Raw genomic sequence first — 19,895 nt, forward strand, 5'->3', positions numbered from 1 at the left:
CGCGCACCGTAGCCGCTGCCGCAGGCTGCGCTGGCCCTGTGCCTCGCTGGTGATGTTCACCGACCCCCCCCGCCCCCCGCGCCCGGGGGGCGCGGCTACAGGGTTCACCACGTAATCATTGTATTGCGTTGTCTGTGCACCGTGCATAAAAAAGCCGCCCCGGGGGGCGGCTCGTTCAGCTGACTCAGGCCTGCGGACGCATGTGCGGGAACAGGATCACGTCGCGGATCGACGGCGAGTTGGTCAGCAGCATCACCAGGCGGTCGATGCCGATGCCTTCACCGGCCGTTGGCGGCATGCCGTACTCCAGCGCGCGCACGAAGTCGGCGTCGTAGTGCATGGCTTCGTCGTCGCCGGCGTCCTTGTCGGCCACCTGGGCCATGAAGCGCTCGGCCTGGTCTTCCGCGTCGTTCAACTCGGAGTAGGCGTTGGCGATTTCACGGCCGCCGATGAACAGCTCGAAGCGGTCGGTGACGTTGGGGTTGTCGTCGTTGCGACGGGCCAGCGGCGACACTTCGAACGGGTACTGGGTAATGAAGTGCGGCTGCTCCAGCTTGTGCTCGACCAGCTCTTCGAAAATCATCACCTGCAGCTTGCCCAGGCCTTCGAAGCCCAGCACCTTGGCGCCGGCTTTCTTGGCGATTGCGCGGGCCTTGTCGATGTCGTTGAGGTCGTCGGCGGTCAGGTCCGGGTTGTACTTGAGGATCGAGTCGAACACCGACAGGCGCACGAACGGCTCGCCGAAGTGGAACACCTTGTCGCCGTACGGCACGTCGGTGGTGCCCAGCACCAGCTGCGCCAGCTCGCGGAACAGTTCTTCGGTCAGGTCCATGTTGTCTTCATAGTCAGCATGGGCCTGGTAGAACTCGAGCATGGTGAACTCGGGGTTGTGCCGGGTCGAGACGCCTTCGTTGCGGAAGTTGCGGTTGATCTCGAAGACCTTCTCGAAGCCACCCACCACCAGGCGCTTGAGGTACAGCTCCGGCGCGATGCGCAGGAACATGGCCATGTCCAGGGCGTTGTGGTGGGTTTCGAACGGCTTGGCCGCGGCGCCGCCAGGAATGGTCTGCAGCATCGGCGTTTCCACTTCCAGGAAGTCACGCTGCATCAGGAAGCTGCGGATGTGGGCGATGACTTGCGAACGCACGCGGAAAGTCTGGCGCACGTCTTCGTTGACGATCAGGTCAACGTAGCGCTGGCGGTAGCGCTGCTCGGTGTCCGACAGGCCGTGGTGCTTGTCCGGCAGCGGGCGCAGGGACTTGGTCAGCAGGCGCACGTGGGTCATTTCCACGTACAGGTCGCCCTTGCCCGAACGGGCCAGGGTGCCTTCGGCGGCGATGATGTCGCCCATGTCCCAGGTTTTCACCGCGGCCAGGGTGTCTTCGGACAGGGTCTTGCGGTTGACGTAGACCTGGATGCGACCGGTCATGTCCTGGATCACCATGAACGAGCCACGGTTGAGCATGATGCGACCGGCAACCTTGACCGGGATGGCCAGGGCTTCCAGTTCTTCCTTGGTCTTGTCGACGTACTGCTTCTGCAGGTCGGCTGCGTAGCTGTCACGGCGGAAGTCGTTGGGGAAGGCCTGGCCCTTGGCACGCTCGGCAGCAAGCTTTTCCTTGCGCAGGGCGATCAGGGAGTTTTCTTCCTGTTGCAGGGCTTGCGGGTCGAGTTGTTGGTCGCTCATGTCTTGAAAAATTCCATCACGGGGTTGTTGCCCCCGCCTTGCGGCGGGGATCGCGGGCGGTCACGCCCCGAAGGGCGCGCGCCTTACAGGCCTTGCTTGAGGCTGGCCACCAGGTATTCGTCGATGTCGCCGTCCAGTACCTTGTCGCAGTCGCTGCGCTCGATGCTGGTGCGCAGGTCCTTGATGCGCGAGGCATCCAGCACGTAGGAGCGAATCTGGTGCCCCCAGCCGATGTCGGACTTGCTGTCTTCCATGGCCTGGGACGCGGCGTTGCGCTTCTGCACTTCCTGCTCGTAAAGACGGGCCCGCAGCATTTTCATGGCGGTGTCCTTGTTCGCGTGCTGGGAACGTTCGTTCTGGCAGCTGACCACGGTGTTGGTCGGCACGTGGGTGATACGCACCGCGGAGTCCGTGGTGTTAACGTGCTGGCCACCGGCGCCCGAGGAGCGGTAGGTGTCGATGCGCAGGTCCGCCGGGTTGATCTCGATCTCGATGTTGTCGTCGATTTCCGGCGACACGAACACGGCCGAGAACGAGGTGTGGCGGCGGTTGCCGGAGTCGAACGGGCTCTTGCGCACCAGGCGGTGCACGCCGATCTCGGTGCGCAGCCAGCCGAAGGCGTACTCGCCCTTGATGTGCAGGGTAGCGCCCTTGATACCAGCCACTTCACCGGCCGACAGCTCCATGATGGTGGTGTCGAAGCCGCGCTTGTCGGCCCAGCGCAGGTACATGCGCAGCAGGATGTTGGCCCAGTCCTGGGCTTCGGTACCGCCGGAGCCGGCCTGGATGTCCAGGTAGGCGTTGTTGGCGTCCATCTCGCCGCTGAACATGCGGCGGAATTCCAGCTTCTCCAGCGACTCGCGCAGGCGGTCGACTTCCTCGGTCACGTCGGCGACAGCGCCTTCGTCTTCTTCCTCGGCAGCCATCAACAGCAGGTCCTTGGCATCGGCCAGGCCCGCGTTCATTTCATCCAGGGTGTCGACGATCTGCGCCAGCAGCGCGCGCTCGCGGCCCAGGTTCTGGGCGTATTCAGGGTTGTTCCAGACTGCCGGATCTTCAAGCTCGCGGTTGACCTCGGTCAGACGCTCATGCTTTTGATCGTAGTCAAAGATACCCCCGAATGGTTTCGGAGCGCTCGGACAGGTCCTTGATGGTGTTCAGGATCGGGTTGATTTCCATGGCGGGCAGCACTCGTACGTATTGTGTCAAAAGCCGGAGAGTATAACGCACTCGCAGCCCCGAGGCAGCCCGCCGGGCGGGTTTGATAAAGATTGCCTTGTTTCCAAAGCAACCCACCGCGTCGTCTGCGTCGCGACCAAGGTCGGCTCCTACACCGACCGCGTAGGAGCCGACCTTGGTCGCGATGCAGGCAACACGGTGTCAGTCGCTGATGCCGACCTGGTTGCGGCCGTTGTGCTTGGCCTGGTAAAGGCCCTTGTCGGCGGCCGAGATCAGCTGCCGGCAGTGGGAGCCGCCCTGGGGGATCTGGGTGGACAGGCCGATGCTGACGGTCAGGTGCGAGCCTTCGCTGGGGGCGATGTGCGGGATTTTCAGCGCGGCGATGGTCTGCCGCAGCTTTTCCGCCACCAGGCGGGCGCCGCCGGGCGAGGTGTTGGGCAGCACCAGGGCGAATTCCTCACCGCCGTAGCGCGCCGGCAGGTCGGTGGAGCGGCTGCAGCTGTCGCGGATGGCGTCGGCCACGCGGCGCAAGGCTTCGTCGCCGTCCAGGTGGCCGAAGCTGTCGTTGAACGACTTGAAGTAGTCGACGTCGATCATCAGCAGCGACAGCTGGGTCTGGTCGCGCAGGGCGCGGCGCCATTCCAGCTCCAGGTATTCGTCGAAGTGGCGACGGTTGGACAGGCCAGTGAGGCCGTCGGAGTTCATCAGCCGTTGCAGCACCAGGTTGGTGTCCAGCAGCTGCTGCTGGCTGACGCGCAGGGCGCGGTAGGCCTCGTCGCGCTGCAGCAGGGTCTGGTAGGAGCGCGAGTGGTAGCGGATGCGCGCCACCAGCTCGATATTGTCCGGCAGCTTCACCAGGTAGTCGTTGGCACCGGCGGCAAACGCCGCGCTTTTCACCAGCGGGTCTTCCTTGGTGGACAGCACGATGATCGGGATGTCCTTGGTGGCCGGGTGGTTGCGGTAGTCGCGCACCAGGGTCAGGCCGTCCAGGCCGGGCATTACCAGGTCCTGGAGGATCACCGTGGGCTTGAGGCGCACGGCCTGCTCGATGGCATGGTGGGGGTCGGCGCAGAAATGGAAGTCGATGTTGGCTTCGTTGGCCAGCCCCCGCCGCACTGCTTCGCCGATCATGGCCTGGTCGTCGACGAGCAGCACCATGGCCTTGTTCTCGTCGGTGGCCTTGAACTCTTCGATCTGCAAATCAATCATGCGTTGTCACCTGATCGCTGCCTGTACGCTGGCAGGGCTTAATACTCGGGGTCATGGCTGGATAATTTCCATCAGTCTGGGAGCAATCCGCTCCAGGGGGCGGATTTCCACCGCTGCATCAATGGCCGCTGCCGCCTTGGGCATGCCATACACCGCACTGCTTGCCTGGTCCTGGGCGATGGTCAGGAAGTTCTGCTGGCGCAACAGCTTCAGGCCCTGGGCGCCATCGCGGCCCATGCCGGTCAACAGCACGCCAACCGCGTCGCCACGCCAGAAACGCGCCACGCTTTCAAAGAATACGTCGATGGACGGCCGGTAGATCTCGTTCACCGGCTCCTCCGTGTAGGCCAGTGTTCCGTCGCTGAGCAGACGGAGGTGATGATTGGTACCCGCCAGCAATACTACGCCAGGTTGCGGAGGTTCGCCTTCGCGGGCAAGGCGCACGTTGAGGCCGCTGGCCCCGGACAGCCAGTCGGCCATGCCGGCGGCGAACACCTGGTCCACGTGCTGCACTAGCACAATGGCCGCCGAAAAGGTTTTCGGCAAGCCCTTGAGCAATACTTCCAGGGCAGCCGGGCCGCCGGCGGAGGAGCCGATGGCGATCAGCGTCTGCCGTTGCACGCCGGTGCGCAGTGGCGTGGGTACGGCCTTGACCGAGGTGCCGCGCTGGCCGATCAGCCAGCCGATGTTGAGGATCTTGCGCAGCAGCGGCGCCGCCGCCTCGCGCGGGTTGCCAGCACCCACTGCCGGGGTGTCGACCACGTCCAGGGCGCCATGACCCATGGCCTCGAACACCCGGTGCACGTTCTGCTGGCGGTCGACGGTGACGATGACGATGGCGCAGGGGGTGGCGGCCATGATCTGGCGGGTGGCCTCGACGCCGTCCATGACCGGCATGATCAGGTCCATCAGGATCAGGTCGGGCAGCTGTTCGGCGCACTTGGCCACCGCCTCGGCGCCGTTGCCCGCCACCCAGATGATCTGGTGCGCCGGCTCGAACGCCACCGCCCGGCGCAGGGCCTCGACGGCCATGGGCATGTCGTTGACGATGGCGATCTTCATCCCTGGGCACTCCCGATCAGCTCGACCACGGCGTCCAGCAGGGCGTCGTCGTGGAAACTGGCTTTAGCCAGATAGTAGTCGGCCCCGGCGTCCAGGCCACGCCGCCGGTCTTCTTCGCGGTCCTTGTAGGACACCACCATCACCGGCAGTGACTGCAGGCGCGTGTCGCGGCGCACCAGGGTGACCAGCTCGATGCCATCCATGCGCGGCATGTCGATGTCGGTAATCAGCAGGTCGAAGTCCTCGCCGCGCAGGGCGTTCCAGCCGTCCATGCCGTCCACCGCCACGGCCACGTCGTAGCCACGGTGGCTGAGCAGCTTGCGCTGCAGCTCGCGCACGGTCAGCGAGTCGTCCACCACCAGCACGCGCTTGCGCGCTTGTTCCACGCCCGGGCGGTTGCGCCGGTCGATGCGTTCCAGGCGGCCGGTGGTCAGCAGTTTTTCCACCGAGCGCAGCATGTCCTCGACGTCGATGATCAGCACCACCGAGCCGTCGTCCAGCAAGGCCCCGGCGGAAATGTCCTGGACCTTGCCCAGCCGCGCATCCAGCGGCAGCACCACCAGGGTGCGCTCGCCGATGAAACGTTCCACCGCCACGCCATAGATGGCGTCGCGCTCGCGGATCACCACCACCCGCAGCGAGTCCTCGCTGCTTTGCCCGGCCGGGCGCTGCAGCAACTGGCTGGCGGCTACCAGGCCGACGTGGCGGCCCTCGTACCAGAAGTGCTGGCGGCCTTCGAGCTGGACGATGTCCTCGGCCGGCAGGTCGAGGGTGTGTTCAATGTGCGCCAGGGGGAAGGCGTAGGCCTCCTCGCCCACTTCCACCACCAGGCTGCGCACCACCGACAGGGTCAGCGGCACTTCGATGTGGAAACAGCTGCCCTGGCCGCGCACCTGGGTCAGCTCCACCGAGCCGCGCAGCTGGCGCATCATGTGCTGCACCGCGTCCAGGCCGACGCCGCGGCCGGACACTTCGGTGACCTTGTCGCGCAGGCTGAAGCCGGGCAGGAACAGGAAGCTCAGCAGTTCTTCCTCGCTGAGCTGCGCGGCGGTCTCGGCCGGTGACAGTTGGCGGTCGACGATGCTGCGGCGCAGGCGCTCAAGGTCGACGCCGCCGCCGTCGTCAATCAGCTCCAGCACCAGCAACCCGGCCTGGTGCGAGGCGCGCAGCAGCACCCGCCCCTCGGCCGGCTTGCCCGCCAGCAGGCGCTGCTCGGGCGATTCGATGCCGTGGTCGACGGCGTTGCGCAGCAGGTGCGTCAGCGGCGCCTCGAGCTTTTCCAGCACGTCGCGGTCGACCTGGGTCTTCTCACCTTCGATCTCCAGGCGCACCTGCTTGCCCAGCTCGCGGCCCAGGTCACGGACCATGCGCCCCTGCCCGCCCAGCACGTCGGCGAACGGCCGCATGCGGCACGCCAGGGCAGTGTCGTAGAGCAGCTGCGCGCGCTGGCTGGCCTGCCAGCCGAACTCGTCCAGCTCGGCGGTCTGGTGCACCAGCATCTGCTGGGTCTCGCCCAACAGGCCTTGCACCAGGGCCAGGGCTTCGAGCACTTCCTCGGATTGGTGGGTGGCCTGCAGGTGCTCTTTCAGGCCATCCAGGGCACGCTGGCTCTGGCCCTGCATGCGCTTGAGGCGCTGCATGGTGGCCAGGTACGGCTTGAGCCGCTGGGTTTCCACCAGCGATTTGCTGGACAGGTCCAACAGGCTGTTAAGGCGTTCGGCCGTGACCCGCAGCACGCGCTCGCCGCCTTCCACCGGCGCGCCCTTGGCCTTGCGCGGCTCGGGGCTGGCGGGGGCTTCGGCGGCCGCTTCCGGCTCGGGCGGCGGCGCGGCCACCACCGGCTCCGGCGCCGGGGCGGCGGGCCGTGGCGGCGGGGGCACCGCCGAAGGGTCCAGCAACACGGTCATGCGCACCGAATAGGCAGCAATGTCTTCGGTGGTGGGCGCCGTGTCGGGGGTGGCGATGCGCATCAGCAGGTCGGTGCCGTGCAGCAGCGCGTCAATGTGTTCGGGGGTGAGCAGCAGCCGGCCTTCCTGGGCGCTTACCAGGCAGTCTTCCATCACGTGGGCGACGCTGACGCCGGCATCGACGCCGACGATACGCGCAGCGCCCTTGAGCGAGTGCGCGGCGCGCATGCAGGCTTCCAGCTGGTCGGCCTGAGTGGGGTTGCGTTCCAGTTCCAGCAGGCCGGTGCTCAGCACCTGGGTCTGGGCTTCGGCTTCCAGGGCGAAGAGTTCAAGCAGCGAGGCGTCGCGCATCTGGTCCGGGGTCATGTCAGGCTCCGGGCAACGGCGTCCAGCAGTTGGGTTTCGTCCAGCACCCGCACACTACGGCCCTTGAACGGCAACACCGACTCGGTGAAGCGCTTGCCGGCCTGGCCGGCGGCGGGCGAGGCGTTTTCCAGGTCCGCCAGGTCGATGCGGTGGATGCCGTCGACTTCATCCACCGGCACCACCACCGAGCCACCGGCGGCGGCCAGGATCAGCATGCGCGGCATCACCCGCGCCGAGGCCTGGGGGCTGACGCTGACGTCCACCCCCAGCAGTTCGGCCAGGGACAGGCACGCCACCAGCGCCCCACGCACGTTGGCCACGCCCTGCAGCGCCCGCGAGCGCTGGTGCGGCAGCGAATGCACCGGCTGCACCGGGGCGATCTCCACCAGGCAGCGGGTGGCCAGGGCCAGCCATTCCTCGGCCAGGCGGAACACCACCAGCGAGCGCGAGGCCACCTGGCCCAGCTCCTCCAGGGTTTCGCCGCGCACGCTTTCGCGGGCCAGGGAATAGCGGTCCAGCAGGCGCACGGCGGCGCCGGCATAGACCTGGCAGTTACGGCAATGAATATGGTCGGCCAGCAACGGGCACGACTTGTCGCCGTGAATCCCGATCCGGTTCCAGCAATCGTCAATCGCTTCGCCATCCCCCTGGATGACGTTCAGCGAAGCCAGGCCAATCATCGTTTACGCTCACTGTCAGCGGTTCGGTCACTGCGCGCGGCGCGTTCCTGCAGGCGCCTGGCCCCGACGCTGTCGCCCTGGGCGGCCAGCAGCATGGCCAGGTGGGCCAGCGCTTCGGGGTGCTGCGGTTGCAGGTACAGCGCCTTGCGGTAAAAATCCTGGGCCTTGCGCGCATCGCCACCGACGTCGTTGAGCAAACCGAGCCAGTAGTACGCCTGCGCATGCGGCCCCTGATGCTTGAGATACAGCTCGCACGCCTGCATGGCCGCCTGGCTCTTGCCTTCGTTGGCCAGGCTGGCGATCTGTTCGAGCGTCACCTGTACCTGTTTTTCGGCCGCCGGCGCGGCCACTTGAGGCAGCGGCGGGGCAATGAGCGTGGCGCGTGGCCGGGGCGGCATGGCAGCCGGCAGCACACGCGGCGGCGGCGCCACCCACGGCGTCATCGGTTGCGGCTCTGGCGCGGGGTTCTCGTCGCGCACGAAGGCGAACGACTGCGCGATGCCAATGGGGCGCATGCCCAGGCGCGCCAGCAGGCTGCCCTCGGCAGGGCCGATGAACAGGGCGCCGTCCTTGTCGGTCAGGCTCTTGAGCACCTCGAACACGCGCTGCTGGGTTTCCACGTCGAAATAGATCAGCAGGTTGCGGCAGAACACGAAATCGTAGGGCGGCTCGCCCTTGAGCAGCGCCGGGTCGAGCACATTGCCCGGCTGCAGGCGCACCTGCTGGCGCACCCGCTCGCCCAGCCGATAACCGTCCTCTTCCACCTCGAAATAGCGCTCGCGAAAGCCCAGCTCGGCGCCGCGGAACGAGTTGCGCCCGTACAGGCCACGCTGGGCCTTGGCCACCGACAGCGGGCTGATGTCGACGCCGTCGACGCGGAACTGGCTGGCCAGCACGCCGGCGTCAAACAGCGCCATGGCGATGGAATAGGGTTCCTCACCCGTCGAGCAAGGCAGGCTGAGCAGGCGCACCGGGCGGGTGCCCTTGAGCGCCAGCAGCCGCGCCTGCACCAGGCGCGCCAGGGCCGCGAACGACTCGGGGTAGCGCAGGAACCAGGTCTCCGGGACGATCACCGCTTCAATCAAGGCCTGCTGCTCGGTGCCACTGCCCTGCAGCAACTGCCAGTAGGCATCGGCGCTGGTGCAGCCGCTGGCCGTGCGGCGTTGCTGCACGGCGCGCTCGATCAGCGCCGGGCCCACCGACGCCACGTCCAGGCCGATGCGGTCACGCAGGTACTTGAAGAAACGTGGATCGTCGCCCATCAGTCATCCCCATCCTTGAGGCTGGCGGCCAACTGCGGTGCAAACAGCAGCTGGCGCACCTGGTCATCGAGCAGGTCCTGCACGCCTACCCACTGCAGCAGGCCTTGCTCGTCCTCACGCACCGGCCCCAGGTAGGGCGTGTTGGCGTTGGACACCTCGTACGGGCGAAAATCCCGTGGGTCGCAGCGCAAGGTGTTGGTGGCGTGTTCCAGGATCAGCCCCAGGCGCAGGTCCGGGCGCGCGGGGTCGGCACGGTAATGCACCAGCACCAGGCGCGTGCTGGTGCGCTGCGGCGCCGGCTTGCCGAACATCAGCTGGCCGACGTCGATCACCGGCACCACGCGGCCGCGGTGGGCGAAGATGCCCGCCACCCAGGCCGGCGCCTGGGCTACCGCCTTGAGCGGCACGCAGGGCAGCACTTCGCCGATGTCGGTGGCGGCCAGGGCGAAGCGCTCGGCGCCCACCTGGAAAATCAGGAACAGCTTGCCCTGGCAGGTGATGGCCGCCCTGGACGGGCGCAGCGCCTCGCTCATCAGACTTTGAAACGCGACACGCCGCCACGCAGGCCGGTGGCCACCTGGCTGAGCTCGTCGATGGCGAAGCTGGCCTGGCGCAGCGATTCCACGGTCTGGCTGCTGGCGTCGCTGAGTTGCGACAGGGCGTGGTTGATCTGCTCGGCACCGGTGGCCTGGGCCTGCATGCCCTCGTTGACCATCAGCACGCGCGGCGCCAGGGCCTGCACCTGCTGAATGATCTGCGACAGCTGGTCACCCACCTGCTGCACCTCGAACATGCCGCGGCGCACTTCCTCGGAGAACTTGTCCATGCCCATGACCCCGGCGGACACGGCGGACTGGATCTCGCGCACCATCTGCTCGATGTCATAGGTGGCGACCGCGGTCTGGTCGGCCAGGCGACGCACTTCGGTGGCCACCACGGCGAAACCGCGGCCGTATTCGCCGGCTTTTTCCGCTTCGATGGCGGCGTTGAGCGACAGCAGGTTGGTCTGGTCGGCGACCTTGACGATGGTCACCACCACCTGGTTGATGTTGCTGGCCTTCTCGTTGAGGATCGCCAGCTTGGCGTTCACCAGGTCGGCGGCGCCCATCACCTGGTGCATGGTGTCTTCCATGCGCGACAGGCCCTGCTGGCCGGAGCCGGCGAGCATGGACGCAGCGTCGGCGGCCGAGGTGACCTCGGTCATGGTGCGCACCAGGTCGCGGGAGGTGGCGGCGATTTCCCGAGAGGTGGCGCCGATCTCGGTGGTGGTGGCAGCGGTTTCGGTGGCGGTGGCCTGCTGCTGCTTGGAGGTGGCGGCGATCTCTGTCACCGAGGTGGTCACCTGCACCGACGAGCGCTGGGCCTGTGACACCAGGGCGGTGAGTTCGGTCATCATGTCGTTGAAGCCGGTCTCGACCATGCCGAACTCGTCGCGGCGCGACAGGTTCAGGCGCGAGCTGAGGTCACCGGTGCGCATGGTTTCCAGGATGGCGACGATCTTCTGCATCGGTTGCATGATGGCGCGCAGCAGCAACAGGCCGCAGATACCGGCGGCGATGATGGCCAGCACCAGGGCAATGCCCATGGTCAGCTTGGCGTCGCTGACCGCCTGGGAGCTGGCCTGGGAGGCGTGCTCGGCAGAGTCGCGGTTGCGCTCGATGAGATTGTTCAGTTGCTTGCGGCCGGCGATCCAGGCCGGCGTCACCTGGTCGTTGAGCAGGTCCTGGGCCAGGGAGAAGTGCTTCTGGTGGTAGGCGTCGAGCACCTTGGCCAGGGCCTGGTCATAGGCGACGCGCGTCTTCGAGAACTCGTCGAAACTGGCCTTGTCCTCGGCGTCGAACACGGTTTTCTGGTAGTTGCCCATCTGCTCGCTCAAGCGGTCGGCGAAGGCCTTGTACTGGTCCTCGTCGGCCGTGACGAACTCACGCTGGTAGCTCAAGCCCACCAGTTGCTGGGTGTAGACGAAGCTCTCGACCCAGGCGCTGCGGATCATCGAGCTGTAGTAGACGCCGGGGACGCTGTCGGCGCGCACGTTTTCCTGTGCGTCGTCGATGGCCTTGAGGCGCGTATAGGAGGCCACCACCATCAACAGCATGATGGCGATAATCACGGCGAAGCTCGCCAGGATCCGTTGGCGCAATGTCCAGTTCTTCACAGTCATCCCTCGAAAGTGCTACGTCTACCGGCAAATTGGCCGAGTATAGCCCACAGATAACCCTGCTGACTGTGTCGTTTTTGCCTAGGTTTCCATATCTTTTCGACATGATGGCGCGAAGCCACAGATTCCCCGTAGCAGCGGCCGTAGGCCGCGTCCGGTCTCACCGCGGTGTGCCAGGAAAGCCGCGGCGCGCTGGACGCGGCCTGCGGCCGCTGCTACGGGGCCGTTGGGGCCAGGCGCTGGTCGATGGCGGTGATGACGGGGGCGAACACGGCGGCCGGCAGGGCGGCCACGGCTTCGCGGATCTTGGCAAGGAACGCCGGGGTGGCCGTGCGCGTTGCGCGCATGACCCACTGGGCCGCCTCGTCGAGGTTGCCCTGGCGCACCAGCATCGCCGCGTAGCTGCACTGGCCGCGAAAATCCCCGGCCAGGGCCGAGCGCTGGAACCAGTCGAACGCCAGTGCGGCGTTTACCGGGATGCCCCAGCCCTCTTCGTGAAAGCGCCCCACCAGGTTCATGGCCTTGGCGTGGCCGCTGTCGGCGGCGCGCTGGTACCAGGCCAGCGCCTGCGCCATGTCGCGCGGCACGCCGCGGCCCTGGCTGAGCAGGTTGGCGTAGTTGTACTGGCCCCAGTCCAGCCCGCGCTGGGCGGCGGCGCGGTAATGCACCGCCGCCGCGGGCAGGTCCGGGGCACAGCCCCAGCCCAGTTCCAGGCAGCGGCCGACCATGTTCAGCGCCACCAGGTGCCCGCGCCCCGCCGCGATGCGAAACCAGCGCAAGGCCAGCGCCGCGTCGCGCTCGATGCCGTGGCCGTCGAGCAGCGCCTGGCCCAGGTGCGCCTGGGCCTCGGGGTTGCCGGTGGCAGCCTGGTCCAGCAGCAGGCGTGCCACCGCGGTGCGGTCCTGCACGCCCAGGCGCAGGACGGGATCGGCCAGCATCAGAAGCGGTACTCGGCGGTCAGCGTGGCGCCGCGGCCATCACCCGGAATACCGTAGCCACGGCCGTTGTATTCGGTGAAGTAACGCTTGTCGAAGATGTTGGTGACGTTCAGGCGCAGATCGATGTTCTTGTTGACCGCGTGGGTGAACGCCACGTCATGCACCACGTAGTCCGGCAGGGTGGTCTTGGTCGCCGCGCTGGTGACCGAGTCGGCGCCGGTGCCGGTGCCCTGGTAGATGTCCACGGTGTCTTCGTAGCGCACGCCATAGCTGAAGGTGTTGTCGCCCGGCAGCTTCCAGGTGTTCCATAGGCTGATGGTGTGCTTGGGCGTGTTGGCGATGCCGACCGTGCCATCTTCAGAGGTGGCGTTGGCGGCTTTCAGGGTCACGGCGTTCTGGTAGGCATAGCCGGCATAGATCGACCATTTGTCGGTGATGTTGCCCACCACGCCCAGTTCCAGGCCGCGCACGCGCTGCTCGCCGCCCACGTTCAGCGTGGCGCCGGTGTCGTCGTCGGTGTAGGTCAGGCTGCGCTTGGTTTCATACAACGCCGCGGTCAGGCTGAGGTTTTCGTTGAATACATCCCACTTGGTACCCAGCTCGATGGTCTTGCCGCGCTGGGTGCTGTCGCCGGTGCTGGCGCCGGTCTGGGCGATGGCGGTCAGGCTGCTGGGCTGGCGGGCGTTGGCGTAGCTGAGGTAGATGCTGCCCTCTTCCACCGGCTTGTAGACCAGGGCGGTGTGCACGCTGGTGACTTTTTCCGAGTCCGACGAGTTGCCACCGTCCACCCAGGCTGCGGTCTGGCTGCTGCGCGACCAGTTGCTGGTGATGCGCGAGTCGTAGTGGTCCTGGCGGCCGGCCAGGTGCAGTTGCCAGTGGTCGTTGAAGGTCAGGGTGTCGAGCACGTAGAAGGCCTTGTCGACCTGCTCGGCGCCTACTTCGGCGCTGGTGTAGGTGTCAGCCGAGTACGGGTACTTGGACCAGCTGTTGCTCTCGGCCGTGAGGTTGCTCATGGTCGCGGCATCGGCGGCGGTGAGCTTGCCGGTGTCTTCCTGCAGGGTCTGCTTGCTGTACTCGATACCGGTGACCAGGGTGTGGCCGATGCCGAAGGTGTCGAAGCGCAACGTCAGGTTGCTCTGGTCGCTCCAGGTGGCGTTGGTCTGGTCGCGCGACGGGGTGTTGAGGTAGCGACGGTACACACCCTTGTTGGCCATCACGCCCGGCGCCGGGCTGTTGGCGGCGTAGTAGGTGCCACCCGGGGTGGTGACGAAGTAGTCGTGGTCCAGGTGGAAGTAAGTCAGCTGGTTGTCGAAGGTGACGTTGTCGTTGAAGTCATGGGCGAACTTCAGGTTCAGGCGGTGCGACTCGTTGTTTTCCTTGTCCAGGTTGCGCCAGCCCCAGTAGCTGCTCCAGCTGCCCAGGCGGTGCGGGCTGCTGCCGTTGCTGCCGTCGACGGTCGGAATGCCGTAGTCGGTGTTGCCGTTGTCGTGGATGTATTCGTAGGCAATGGTGAAGCGGGTGTCGGTGCCCAGGCCCAGGGACAGCGACGGCGCAAAGCCGTTGCGCTCGCGCTGGATCCAGTCACGGCCGTTCTCGCCGCCCTTGTAGCCCACCACGTTGAGGCGGAAGGCCGCGCCCTCGCCCAGGCCGTCGATGGTGTGGTTGATGTCCAGGGTGCTGCGCTTGTAGTTGGCCGTGCCCACGCCCACGTCCAGGGTGTCGAAGTCCTTCAGCTCCGGGCTCTTGGTGACCATGTTGATGGCCCCGCCAATGGCGCCAACGCCCCAGCCCGAACTGCTGGAACCCTTGAGCACTTCCACCTGTTCGGTGTTGAACAGCTCCGAGCGGGTGTATTTCGCCGGGTCGCGCACGCCGTCGCGGTAGATGTTGCCGTCGGCGCTGAAGCCACGGATGTTGATGCTGTCGCCAACGCCGCCACCGCCCTCGCCCGAGTTGAAGGTAATGCCGGGCACGTTGCGCAGCACGTCCTTGAGGTCCTGGGCGTTCTGCTCTTCCAGCACGCGCTTGGGCACCACGCTGATGCTCTGCGGGGTGTCGCGCAGGGCCTCGGTGAACTTGCTGCCCGAGAGCTTTTCAGTCTGGTAGGGCGCCGTGTTGTCCTGGGGCGCGTCGATGACGGTCTGGTCCAGCTGCAAGGTGTTGGGCACCTGGTCGGCGGCGTAGGTCAGGCTGCTGAGGGTGGCGACGGCCATGCCCAGGGAAACGTCCAGGCGAGGTTGGAGGGTGGATTGACGGCTCATGGGGTTCTCGAAGGAGGGGCCAACGGGTTAAAGTAATTAACAACGATTCTCTTTCGCGCATTGTGCGATAACGCTTCTCAAGTTCTTGTTAAGAAGTTTTTACAATCGTTACATTTCCATGAAATCTGGACCGCCCATGCGCATTCTGGTCATCGAAGACGACCTGGTTATCCTCGAGAACATCACCCGCTACCTCAGCCGCCGCGACTACATCGTCGACTGCGCGGAGAACGGCGCCCAGGGCCTGGAGATGGCCCGCAGCGGCGACTTCGACCTGATCGTGCTCGACCTGATGCTGCCGCGCCTGGACGGCTACAGCCTGTGCCGGCGCCTGCGCGAGGAAGGTGGGCGGCGCATTCCGGTGATCATGGTCACCGCCCGCGACACCCTGGACAACCGCCTGGAAGGCTTCGAGGCCGGCGCCGACGACTACCTGGTGAAGCCCTTCGCCCTTGCCGAGCTGGCCGCGCGGGTGAACGCCGTGCTGCTGCGTGCCGCGCCCCAGCACAAGGCCGTGCTGCAGGTGGCCGACCTGTGCCTGGACACCACCACCCTGGCCCTGAGCCGGGCCGGCCAGCCGCTGAAACTGCCGCCCGCCCCGCTGCGCCTGCTGATGGCGCTGATGCAGGCCAGCCCTGCGGTGGTGGCACGGCGCAAGCTGGAAGAACTGCTATGGAGCGACTCGCCGCCCGACAGCGACAGCCTGCGCACCCACATTCATCAACTGCGCCACGTGGTCGACAAGCCCTTCGCCCTGCCCCTGCTGCGCACCGTGCACGGCATCGGCTACCGGCTGGCCGATGACTGAGCGCCGCCGCCATAGCCTGGGCCGCCGGCTGATCCTGATCTACGGGCTGGTGAGCCTGCTCACCGGCGCGCTGGTGCTGGCCCTGTCGGACCTGAGCCTGAACCGCCTGGAGGTGCGCCTGCAGGAAATCGACATGGGCATCGCCATCCAGCGCGTGCGTGAAGAAATCGCCAGCGGTGGCGCCGGCCGTCCGGGGCGCTTCTTTGTCGGCCAACCAGGCTCGGCGCAGTTTCCCGCCGACCTGCGGCAACTGTCCCCCGGCTTCTACAAGCTGATGCGCGGCCAGCGCCTGTGGCACGTGCGCGTGGTGGACGACGGCGCCCAACGCTACCTGCTAATGCGCGACTACACCGACTACGAACACGGCCTGTCGACCCTGTTGATTGTCGGCGTCACCAGCCTCGGCGGCCTGGTGCTGCTGGCCGTGCTGCTGGGGGTGATCACCACCCGGCGCCTGGTGCGGCCCATCGAGCGCCTGGCCGCGGGCATGAGCGCGCGCACCGCCCTGCCCCCTTCCAGCCGCCTGGCGCCGGACTTCCCGGCCAATGAAATCGGCACCGCCGCCCAGGCCTTCGACGACACCTACAACCACCTGGAACTGGCCCTGCAGCGCGAGCGCCTGTTCACCGCCGACGTCGGCCATGAACTGCGCACACCGATGATGGCAGCGCTGAGCGCCTGCGAGGTGCTGCGCGACGAGGAGCCGCTGAGCCCCGCTGCCGATGCCCAGTTGGCCCAGGTGGAGGCATCGATCAAGGACATGCGCCAGCGCCTGGACACCTACCTGATGCTGGCCCGTGGCGAGGCCGACTGCCTAGGGTTCGCCCACGCCAGCCTGGCCCAGGCGGTGGCTGAACAGGTGCAGCAGGCCTGCCCCCAGGCGCGGCGCCTGCATTTGGCGCTGCTGGTGGAACCCCAGGGCAGCTCGGCCACCCCGCCGGCCTATCCATTGCCGCTGCTGCGCACGGTGCTGGGCAACCTGTTGCGCAACGCCCTGCAGTACGCCGGCACCGGCAGTGAGATTCGCCTGCGGGTGGGCGACAGCTGGGTGGAGGTGCAGGACAACGGCCCCGGCGTGCCCGCCGACCAGCACGAGGCGATTTTCCTGCCCTTCACCCGGGGTGCTCAGCCCAGCGTCGACAACCTCGGCCTGGGCCTGTCACTGGTCAAGCGTATCTGCCTGAACCAGGGCTGGGCCATCAGCGTCGATTCCCCCGAGGGCGGGCCGACATGCTTTCGCCTGGACTGCGCATCGTCCCCAAAACAGAAACAATAAGTTCACCCTCTGGATAATTGTTCCTGAAACGGTTTCGCGGCCACAATGGCCGCGCCTCCCAACCTCAAGGAACGACCCACCATGCGCCCCGTACCCACCTCCCTCGCCCCGGCCCTGAGCTTCAACGGTGGCTTCGTCGACACCGTGGGCTTCCTGGCCCTGCAGGGCCTGTTCACCGCCCACGTCACCGGCAACTTCGTCACCCTGGGGGTGAGCATCGTGCACGGCACCTCGGGGGCGCTGGCGAAATTGCTGGCGTTGCCGGTGTTCGCCATGGTCGTGGGCTTCACCCACCTGGCCGCCACCGCGCTGCACCGGCGCAACCTGGCGTCGCTGCACCTGCTGATGCTGGCGCACACCCTGCTGCTGGCGCTGTTCATGGCCTGCGCGGTCTGCCTGGGGCCGTTCACCGACGGTGATTCGCTGGTGGCACTGCTCACCGGCATGGTCGGCGTGGCGGCCATGGCCATCCAGAACGCGCTGTCGCGCCAGCACCTGAAAGCCGCGCCACCGACCACGCTGATGACCGGCAACGTGACGCAACTGGCGATCGACCTGTTCTCGCTGATCGGCCTGCGCGACCGCGGCGAACGCGACGTGGTGCTGGCGCGCATGGGGCCCATTGGCCGCAACCTGCTGGGCTTCACCGTGGGCTGTATTGGCTCGGCGCTGCTCTACCTGGCCGTGGGGCTGTGGTGCCTGGTGATTCCTGTGGCCGTGGCCGCCTGGGGCTGCGTGATGGTGTACGAAGGCAAGACCGACCTGGCGTAAGCCGTCAGGCGCAGCGCAGGCAATCGCGCCCGGCGGCCTTGGCGGCGTACAGGGCCTGGTCCGCCGCGGCAATCAGGGCATCGGCGCCCGTGCGCGGGGCCATGGCCGCCGCCACGCCCAGGCTGGCCGTCACCCGCGCCCCGGCGCCCAGCACCGGGTGCGCAATGGCCAGCGCGGCCACCGCCTGGCGCAACGCCTCGCCCAAGGCCTGCGCCTGGCCGGCATCGGCGCCCACCTGCAGAATCAGCAGCTCTTCCCCGCCAAAGCGAAACACTAGGGCATCCTGCGCCTGCGCGGCCTGCTGGATAGCCTGGCTGACCTGGGCCAGGCAGGCATCGCCCTGCAGGTGGCCGTAGTTGTCGTTGTAGGCCTTGAAGTGGTCGATATCCAGCAGGATCACCGCCACGCTCACCGGCCTTGCCGCCGCCTCTTCCCACACCTGGGTCATGACTTCGCCCTGATAACGACGGTTGAACAATTGGGTCAGAGCGTCGGTGCGGGCGATGTCCAACAACTGCTCGCGCAGCAGGCGCCCACGCAAGGCAAACAGGTAGCTCAGCCGGCTGGCGCGCTCTTGGAAATACGAGGCCATCAACAGCAGCGCCACCGTGGACACGAACAGCAGCGCATTGGCCTGCCAGATTCTGAAGTCGGCAAAGTCGGCAAGGTAGGTGGTGACCAGCTGGATCGCCAGCATGCACAGCATGGCCACCGAGGCGAAGCGCATGGGCAACTGCTGGATCATGGTGCAGTAGACCATGATCAGCAGCATCCCCAGCTGGTAATGCAGCCGGTACGGGCTGTGGCTGTAGATCATCGCCACCAGCGGTATCAGTGACGACACCACGGTGCCCGCCGCCGCGGCCGTTTCCACGGCCCACCGGCGGGTGAGGCGCTGCCCCAGCACCAGCAAGGCGATGAACAGCGGCGTGACCAGCAGCAGGCGGCCGGCGGCCACGTAGGCGAACATGTCCCGCAGGGTCAGCCAGTCGCTGAGCAGGAACAGGTTGTACACCACCGCGCCGCCGATGCCCACGGCGGTGATGAACTGCAGGCGCTGCCTGACGGTGTCGGCCTGGTAGCGACGCTCCAGCCCATCGCTGAACCGCAGGATGCGCACCCCGGAGGCAATCGTGCGCTCGACTTCGGCCAGGGTTTGCGCGTCGTGTGCTGGGTGGGGAACAGACATTGGGCACCGGGTACGAGTTGAGTCCGACTACCATAGACCAACAGGCAGCCGTTCGAAAAAAAAGATATACACTCGCCCCATCAGCTTTATAGATCCCGTAGCAGCTGCCGCCAGGCTGCGTCCCGTGCGCCAGACGCCGCCTGCGGCAGCTGCTACGGACTTTGCGAGTGCCCTGTCCATGATGACCCTGCGCCAGATCCGCCATTTCATTGCCGTGGCCGAGACCGGTTCGATCTCGGCCGCCGCCCAGGCGGTGTTCATTTCCCAGTCGACGCTTACCCTGGCCATCCAGCAGCTGGAGCAGGAGATCGGCGTCAGCCTGTTCAACCGCCACGCCAAGGGCATGACCCTGACCCACCAGGGCCATCAGTTCCTGCGCCAGGCGCACCTGATCCTGGCCACCGTCGACAACGCCAAGCGCAGCCTGCAGCAGAGCACCGACCAGGTAGCCGGGCAGTTGATCATCGGCGTGACCAGCCTGGTGGCCGGCTATTACCTGGCCGACCTGCTGACCCGCTTCCAGCGCGCCTACCCCAACGTGGAGCTTCGCGTCATGGAAGACGAGCGCCCGTACATCGAGCACCTGCTGGTGAGCGGCGAGATCGACGTGGGGGTGCTGATCGTCTCCAACCTGGAAGACCGTCACGCCCTGCAGACCGAAGTGCTGACCCACTCGCCCCACCGCCTGTGGCTGCCGGCCCAGCACCCGCTGCTGGACCACGACAGCATCACCCTGGCCGACGTGGCCCGCGAGCCGCTGATCCAGCTCAACGTCGACGAGATGGACCGCAACGCCCAACGCCTGTGGACCCACGCCAGCCTGACGCCGCGCATCAGCCTGCGCACCGCCTCCACCGAGGCCGTGCGTAGCCTGGTGGCGGCGGGCCTGGGGGTGTCGATCCAGCCGGACATGACCTACCGGCCCTGGTCGCTGGAAGGCGACATCATCGAGGCACGGCCGCTGGCCGACCTGACCCAGACCCTGGACGTGGGCCTGGCCTGGCGCCGTGGCACCGCGCGGCCGGCGCTGGTGGACCCGTTCCTGACCGTGGCCCGCGAACAACCCAACGCTGGGCGCAGGCTATCGATTTAATCGAATGCTGCATTCAGTATTTAGAATTTGTAGCCCACTCGCCCGCGCA

General features: G+C 66.7%; 16 protein-coding genes. 4 read left to right on the top strand and 12 right to left on the bottom strand.

Annotated features, from left to right (window positions below):
- Positions 1–184 precede the first annotated feature (184 nt).
- The 11 genes from lysS to AC0Z2B_RS11865 all read right to left on the bottom strand — a co-directional run bounded on the left by lysS (position 185) and on the right by AC0Z2B_RS11865 (position 14,709).
- Positions 185–1,687, bottom strand: a complete 1,503-nt coding sequence (gene lysS, locus AC0Z2B_RS11815) for a lysine--tRNA ligase (RefSeq protein ID WP_416422805.1) — start codon at positions 1,685–1,687, stop codon at positions 185–187.
- An 83-nt stretch (positions 1,688–1,770) separates the two neighbouring features.
- A protein-coding gene (gene prfB, locus AC0Z2B_RS11820) for a peptide chain release factor 2 (RefSeq protein ID WP_416422804.1) occupies positions 1,771–2,866 on the bottom strand; the annotation gives its coding sequence in 2 pieces (ribosomal slippage) (positions 1,771–2,793 and positions 2,795–2,866; 1,095 coding nt in all).
- 201 nt (positions 2,867–3,067) lie between these two features.
- Positions 3,068–4,075, bottom strand: a complete 1,008-nt coding sequence (locus tag AC0Z2B_RS11825) for a diguanylate cyclase domain-containing protein (protein WP_416422803.1) — start codon at positions 4,073–4,075, stop codon at positions 3,068–3,070.
- A 51-nt stretch (positions 4,076–4,126) separates the two neighbouring features.
- Complete coding sequence (gene cheB, locus AC0Z2B_RS11830; RefSeq protein ID WP_416422802.1) at positions 4,127–5,137, bottom strand: chemotaxis response regulator protein-glutamate methylesterase; 1,011 nt, start codon at positions 5,135–5,137, stop codon at positions 4,127–4,129.
- Entirely contained in the window at positions 5,134–7,410 is a 2,277-nt protein-coding gene (locus AC0Z2B_RS11835; protein WP_476296820.1) for a response regulator, read from the bottom strand. The genes cheB and AC0Z2B_RS11835 overlap by 4 nt, the downstream gene beginning before the upstream one ends.
- Complete coding sequence (locus tag AC0Z2B_RS11840) at positions 7,407–8,090, bottom strand: chemotaxis protein CheW (protein WP_476296822.1); 684 nt, start codon at positions 8,088–8,090, stop codon at positions 7,407–7,409. The genes AC0Z2B_RS11835 and AC0Z2B_RS11840 overlap by 4 nt, the downstream gene beginning before the upstream one ends.
- Positions 8,087–9,352, bottom strand: a complete 1,266-nt coding sequence (locus AC0Z2B_RS11845) for a CheR family methyltransferase (RefSeq protein WP_476296824.1) — start codon at positions 9,350–9,352, stop codon at positions 8,087–8,089. Before AC0Z2B_RS11845 ends, AC0Z2B_RS11840 begins: the two co-directional genes overlap by 4 nt.
- Positions 9,352–9,885 carry a chemotaxis protein CheW gene (locus tag AC0Z2B_RS11850; protein WP_416422798.1) on the bottom strand — a complete coding sequence of 178 codons (534 nt, stop codon included), beginning with the start codon at positions 9,883–9,885 and terminating at the stop codon, positions 9,352–9,354. The genes AC0Z2B_RS11845 and AC0Z2B_RS11850 overlap by 1 nt, the downstream gene beginning before the upstream one ends.
- A complete protein-coding gene (locus AC0Z2B_RS11855; protein ID WP_476296826.1) occupies positions 9,885–11,507 on the bottom strand; it encodes a methyl-accepting chemotaxis protein in 1,623 nt (540 codons plus the stop codon). The genes AC0Z2B_RS11850 and AC0Z2B_RS11855 overlap by 1 nt, the downstream gene beginning before the upstream one ends.
- Positions 11,508–11,725: 218 nt before the next feature.
- Positions 11,726–12,448: a tetratricopeptide repeat protein gene (locus AC0Z2B_RS11860; RefSeq protein ID WP_476296828.1), complete on the bottom strand. Its 723-nt coding sequence runs from the start codon at positions 12,446–12,448 to the stop codon at positions 11,726–11,728.
- Entirely contained in the window at positions 12,448–14,709 is a 2,262-nt protein-coding gene (locus tag AC0Z2B_RS11865; protein ID WP_476296830.1) for a TonB-dependent receptor, read from the bottom strand. Before AC0Z2B_RS11865 ends, AC0Z2B_RS11860 begins: the two co-directional genes overlap by 1 nt.
- A 136-nt stretch (positions 14,710–14,845) precedes the next feature.
- On the opposite strand from AC0Z2B_RS11865, the gene AC0Z2B_RS11870 reads away from it, so the two are divergent.
- The 3 genes from AC0Z2B_RS11870 (at position 14,846) to AC0Z2B_RS11880 (ending at position 17,564) form a co-directional block, all read left to right on the top strand.
- Positions 14,846–15,517 carry a response regulator transcription factor gene (locus AC0Z2B_RS11870; RefSeq protein ID WP_416422794.1) on the top strand — a complete coding sequence of 224 codons (672 nt, stop codon included), beginning with the start codon at positions 14,846–14,848 and terminating at the stop codon, positions 15,515–15,517.
- On the top strand, positions 15,510–16,793 hold the full coding sequence (locus AC0Z2B_RS11875) for a sensor histidine kinase (RefSeq protein ID WP_476296832.1): 1,284 nt from the start codon (positions 15,510–15,512) through the stop codon (positions 16,791–16,793). Before AC0Z2B_RS11870 ends, AC0Z2B_RS11875 begins: the two co-directional genes overlap by 8 nt.
- A gap of 81 nt (positions 16,794–16,874) precedes the next feature.
- Positions 16,875–17,564: a YoaK family protein gene (locus tag AC0Z2B_RS11880; RefSeq protein ID WP_476296834.1), complete on the top strand. Its 690-nt coding sequence runs from the start codon at positions 16,875–16,877 to the stop codon at positions 17,562–17,564.
- A 4-nt stretch (positions 17,565–17,568) separates the two neighbouring features.
- Here the strand turns inward: AC0Z2B_RS11880 and AC0Z2B_RS11885 are convergent, their stop codons facing one another.
- Positions 17,569–18,753, bottom strand: coding sequence for a GGDEF domain-containing protein (locus tag AC0Z2B_RS11885; RefSeq protein WP_476296836.1), 1,185 nt, complete (start codon positions 18,751–18,753; stop codon positions 17,569–17,571).
- A 178-nt stretch (positions 18,754–18,931) separates the two neighbouring features.
- Here AC0Z2B_RS11885 and AC0Z2B_RS11890 point away from each other — a divergent pair, with 178 nt between their 5' ends.
- Positions 18,932–19,846 (top strand): LysR family transcriptional regulator, encoded by a 915-nt coding sequence (locus tag AC0Z2B_RS11890; protein ID WP_476296838.1) that lies wholly within the window; start codon positions 18,932–18,934, stop codon positions 19,844–19,846.
- The last annotated feature ends 49 nt before the right edge of the window (positions 19,847–19,895 follow it).

Source organism: Pseudomonas sp. GYB4201 (genome assembly GCF_056312595.1).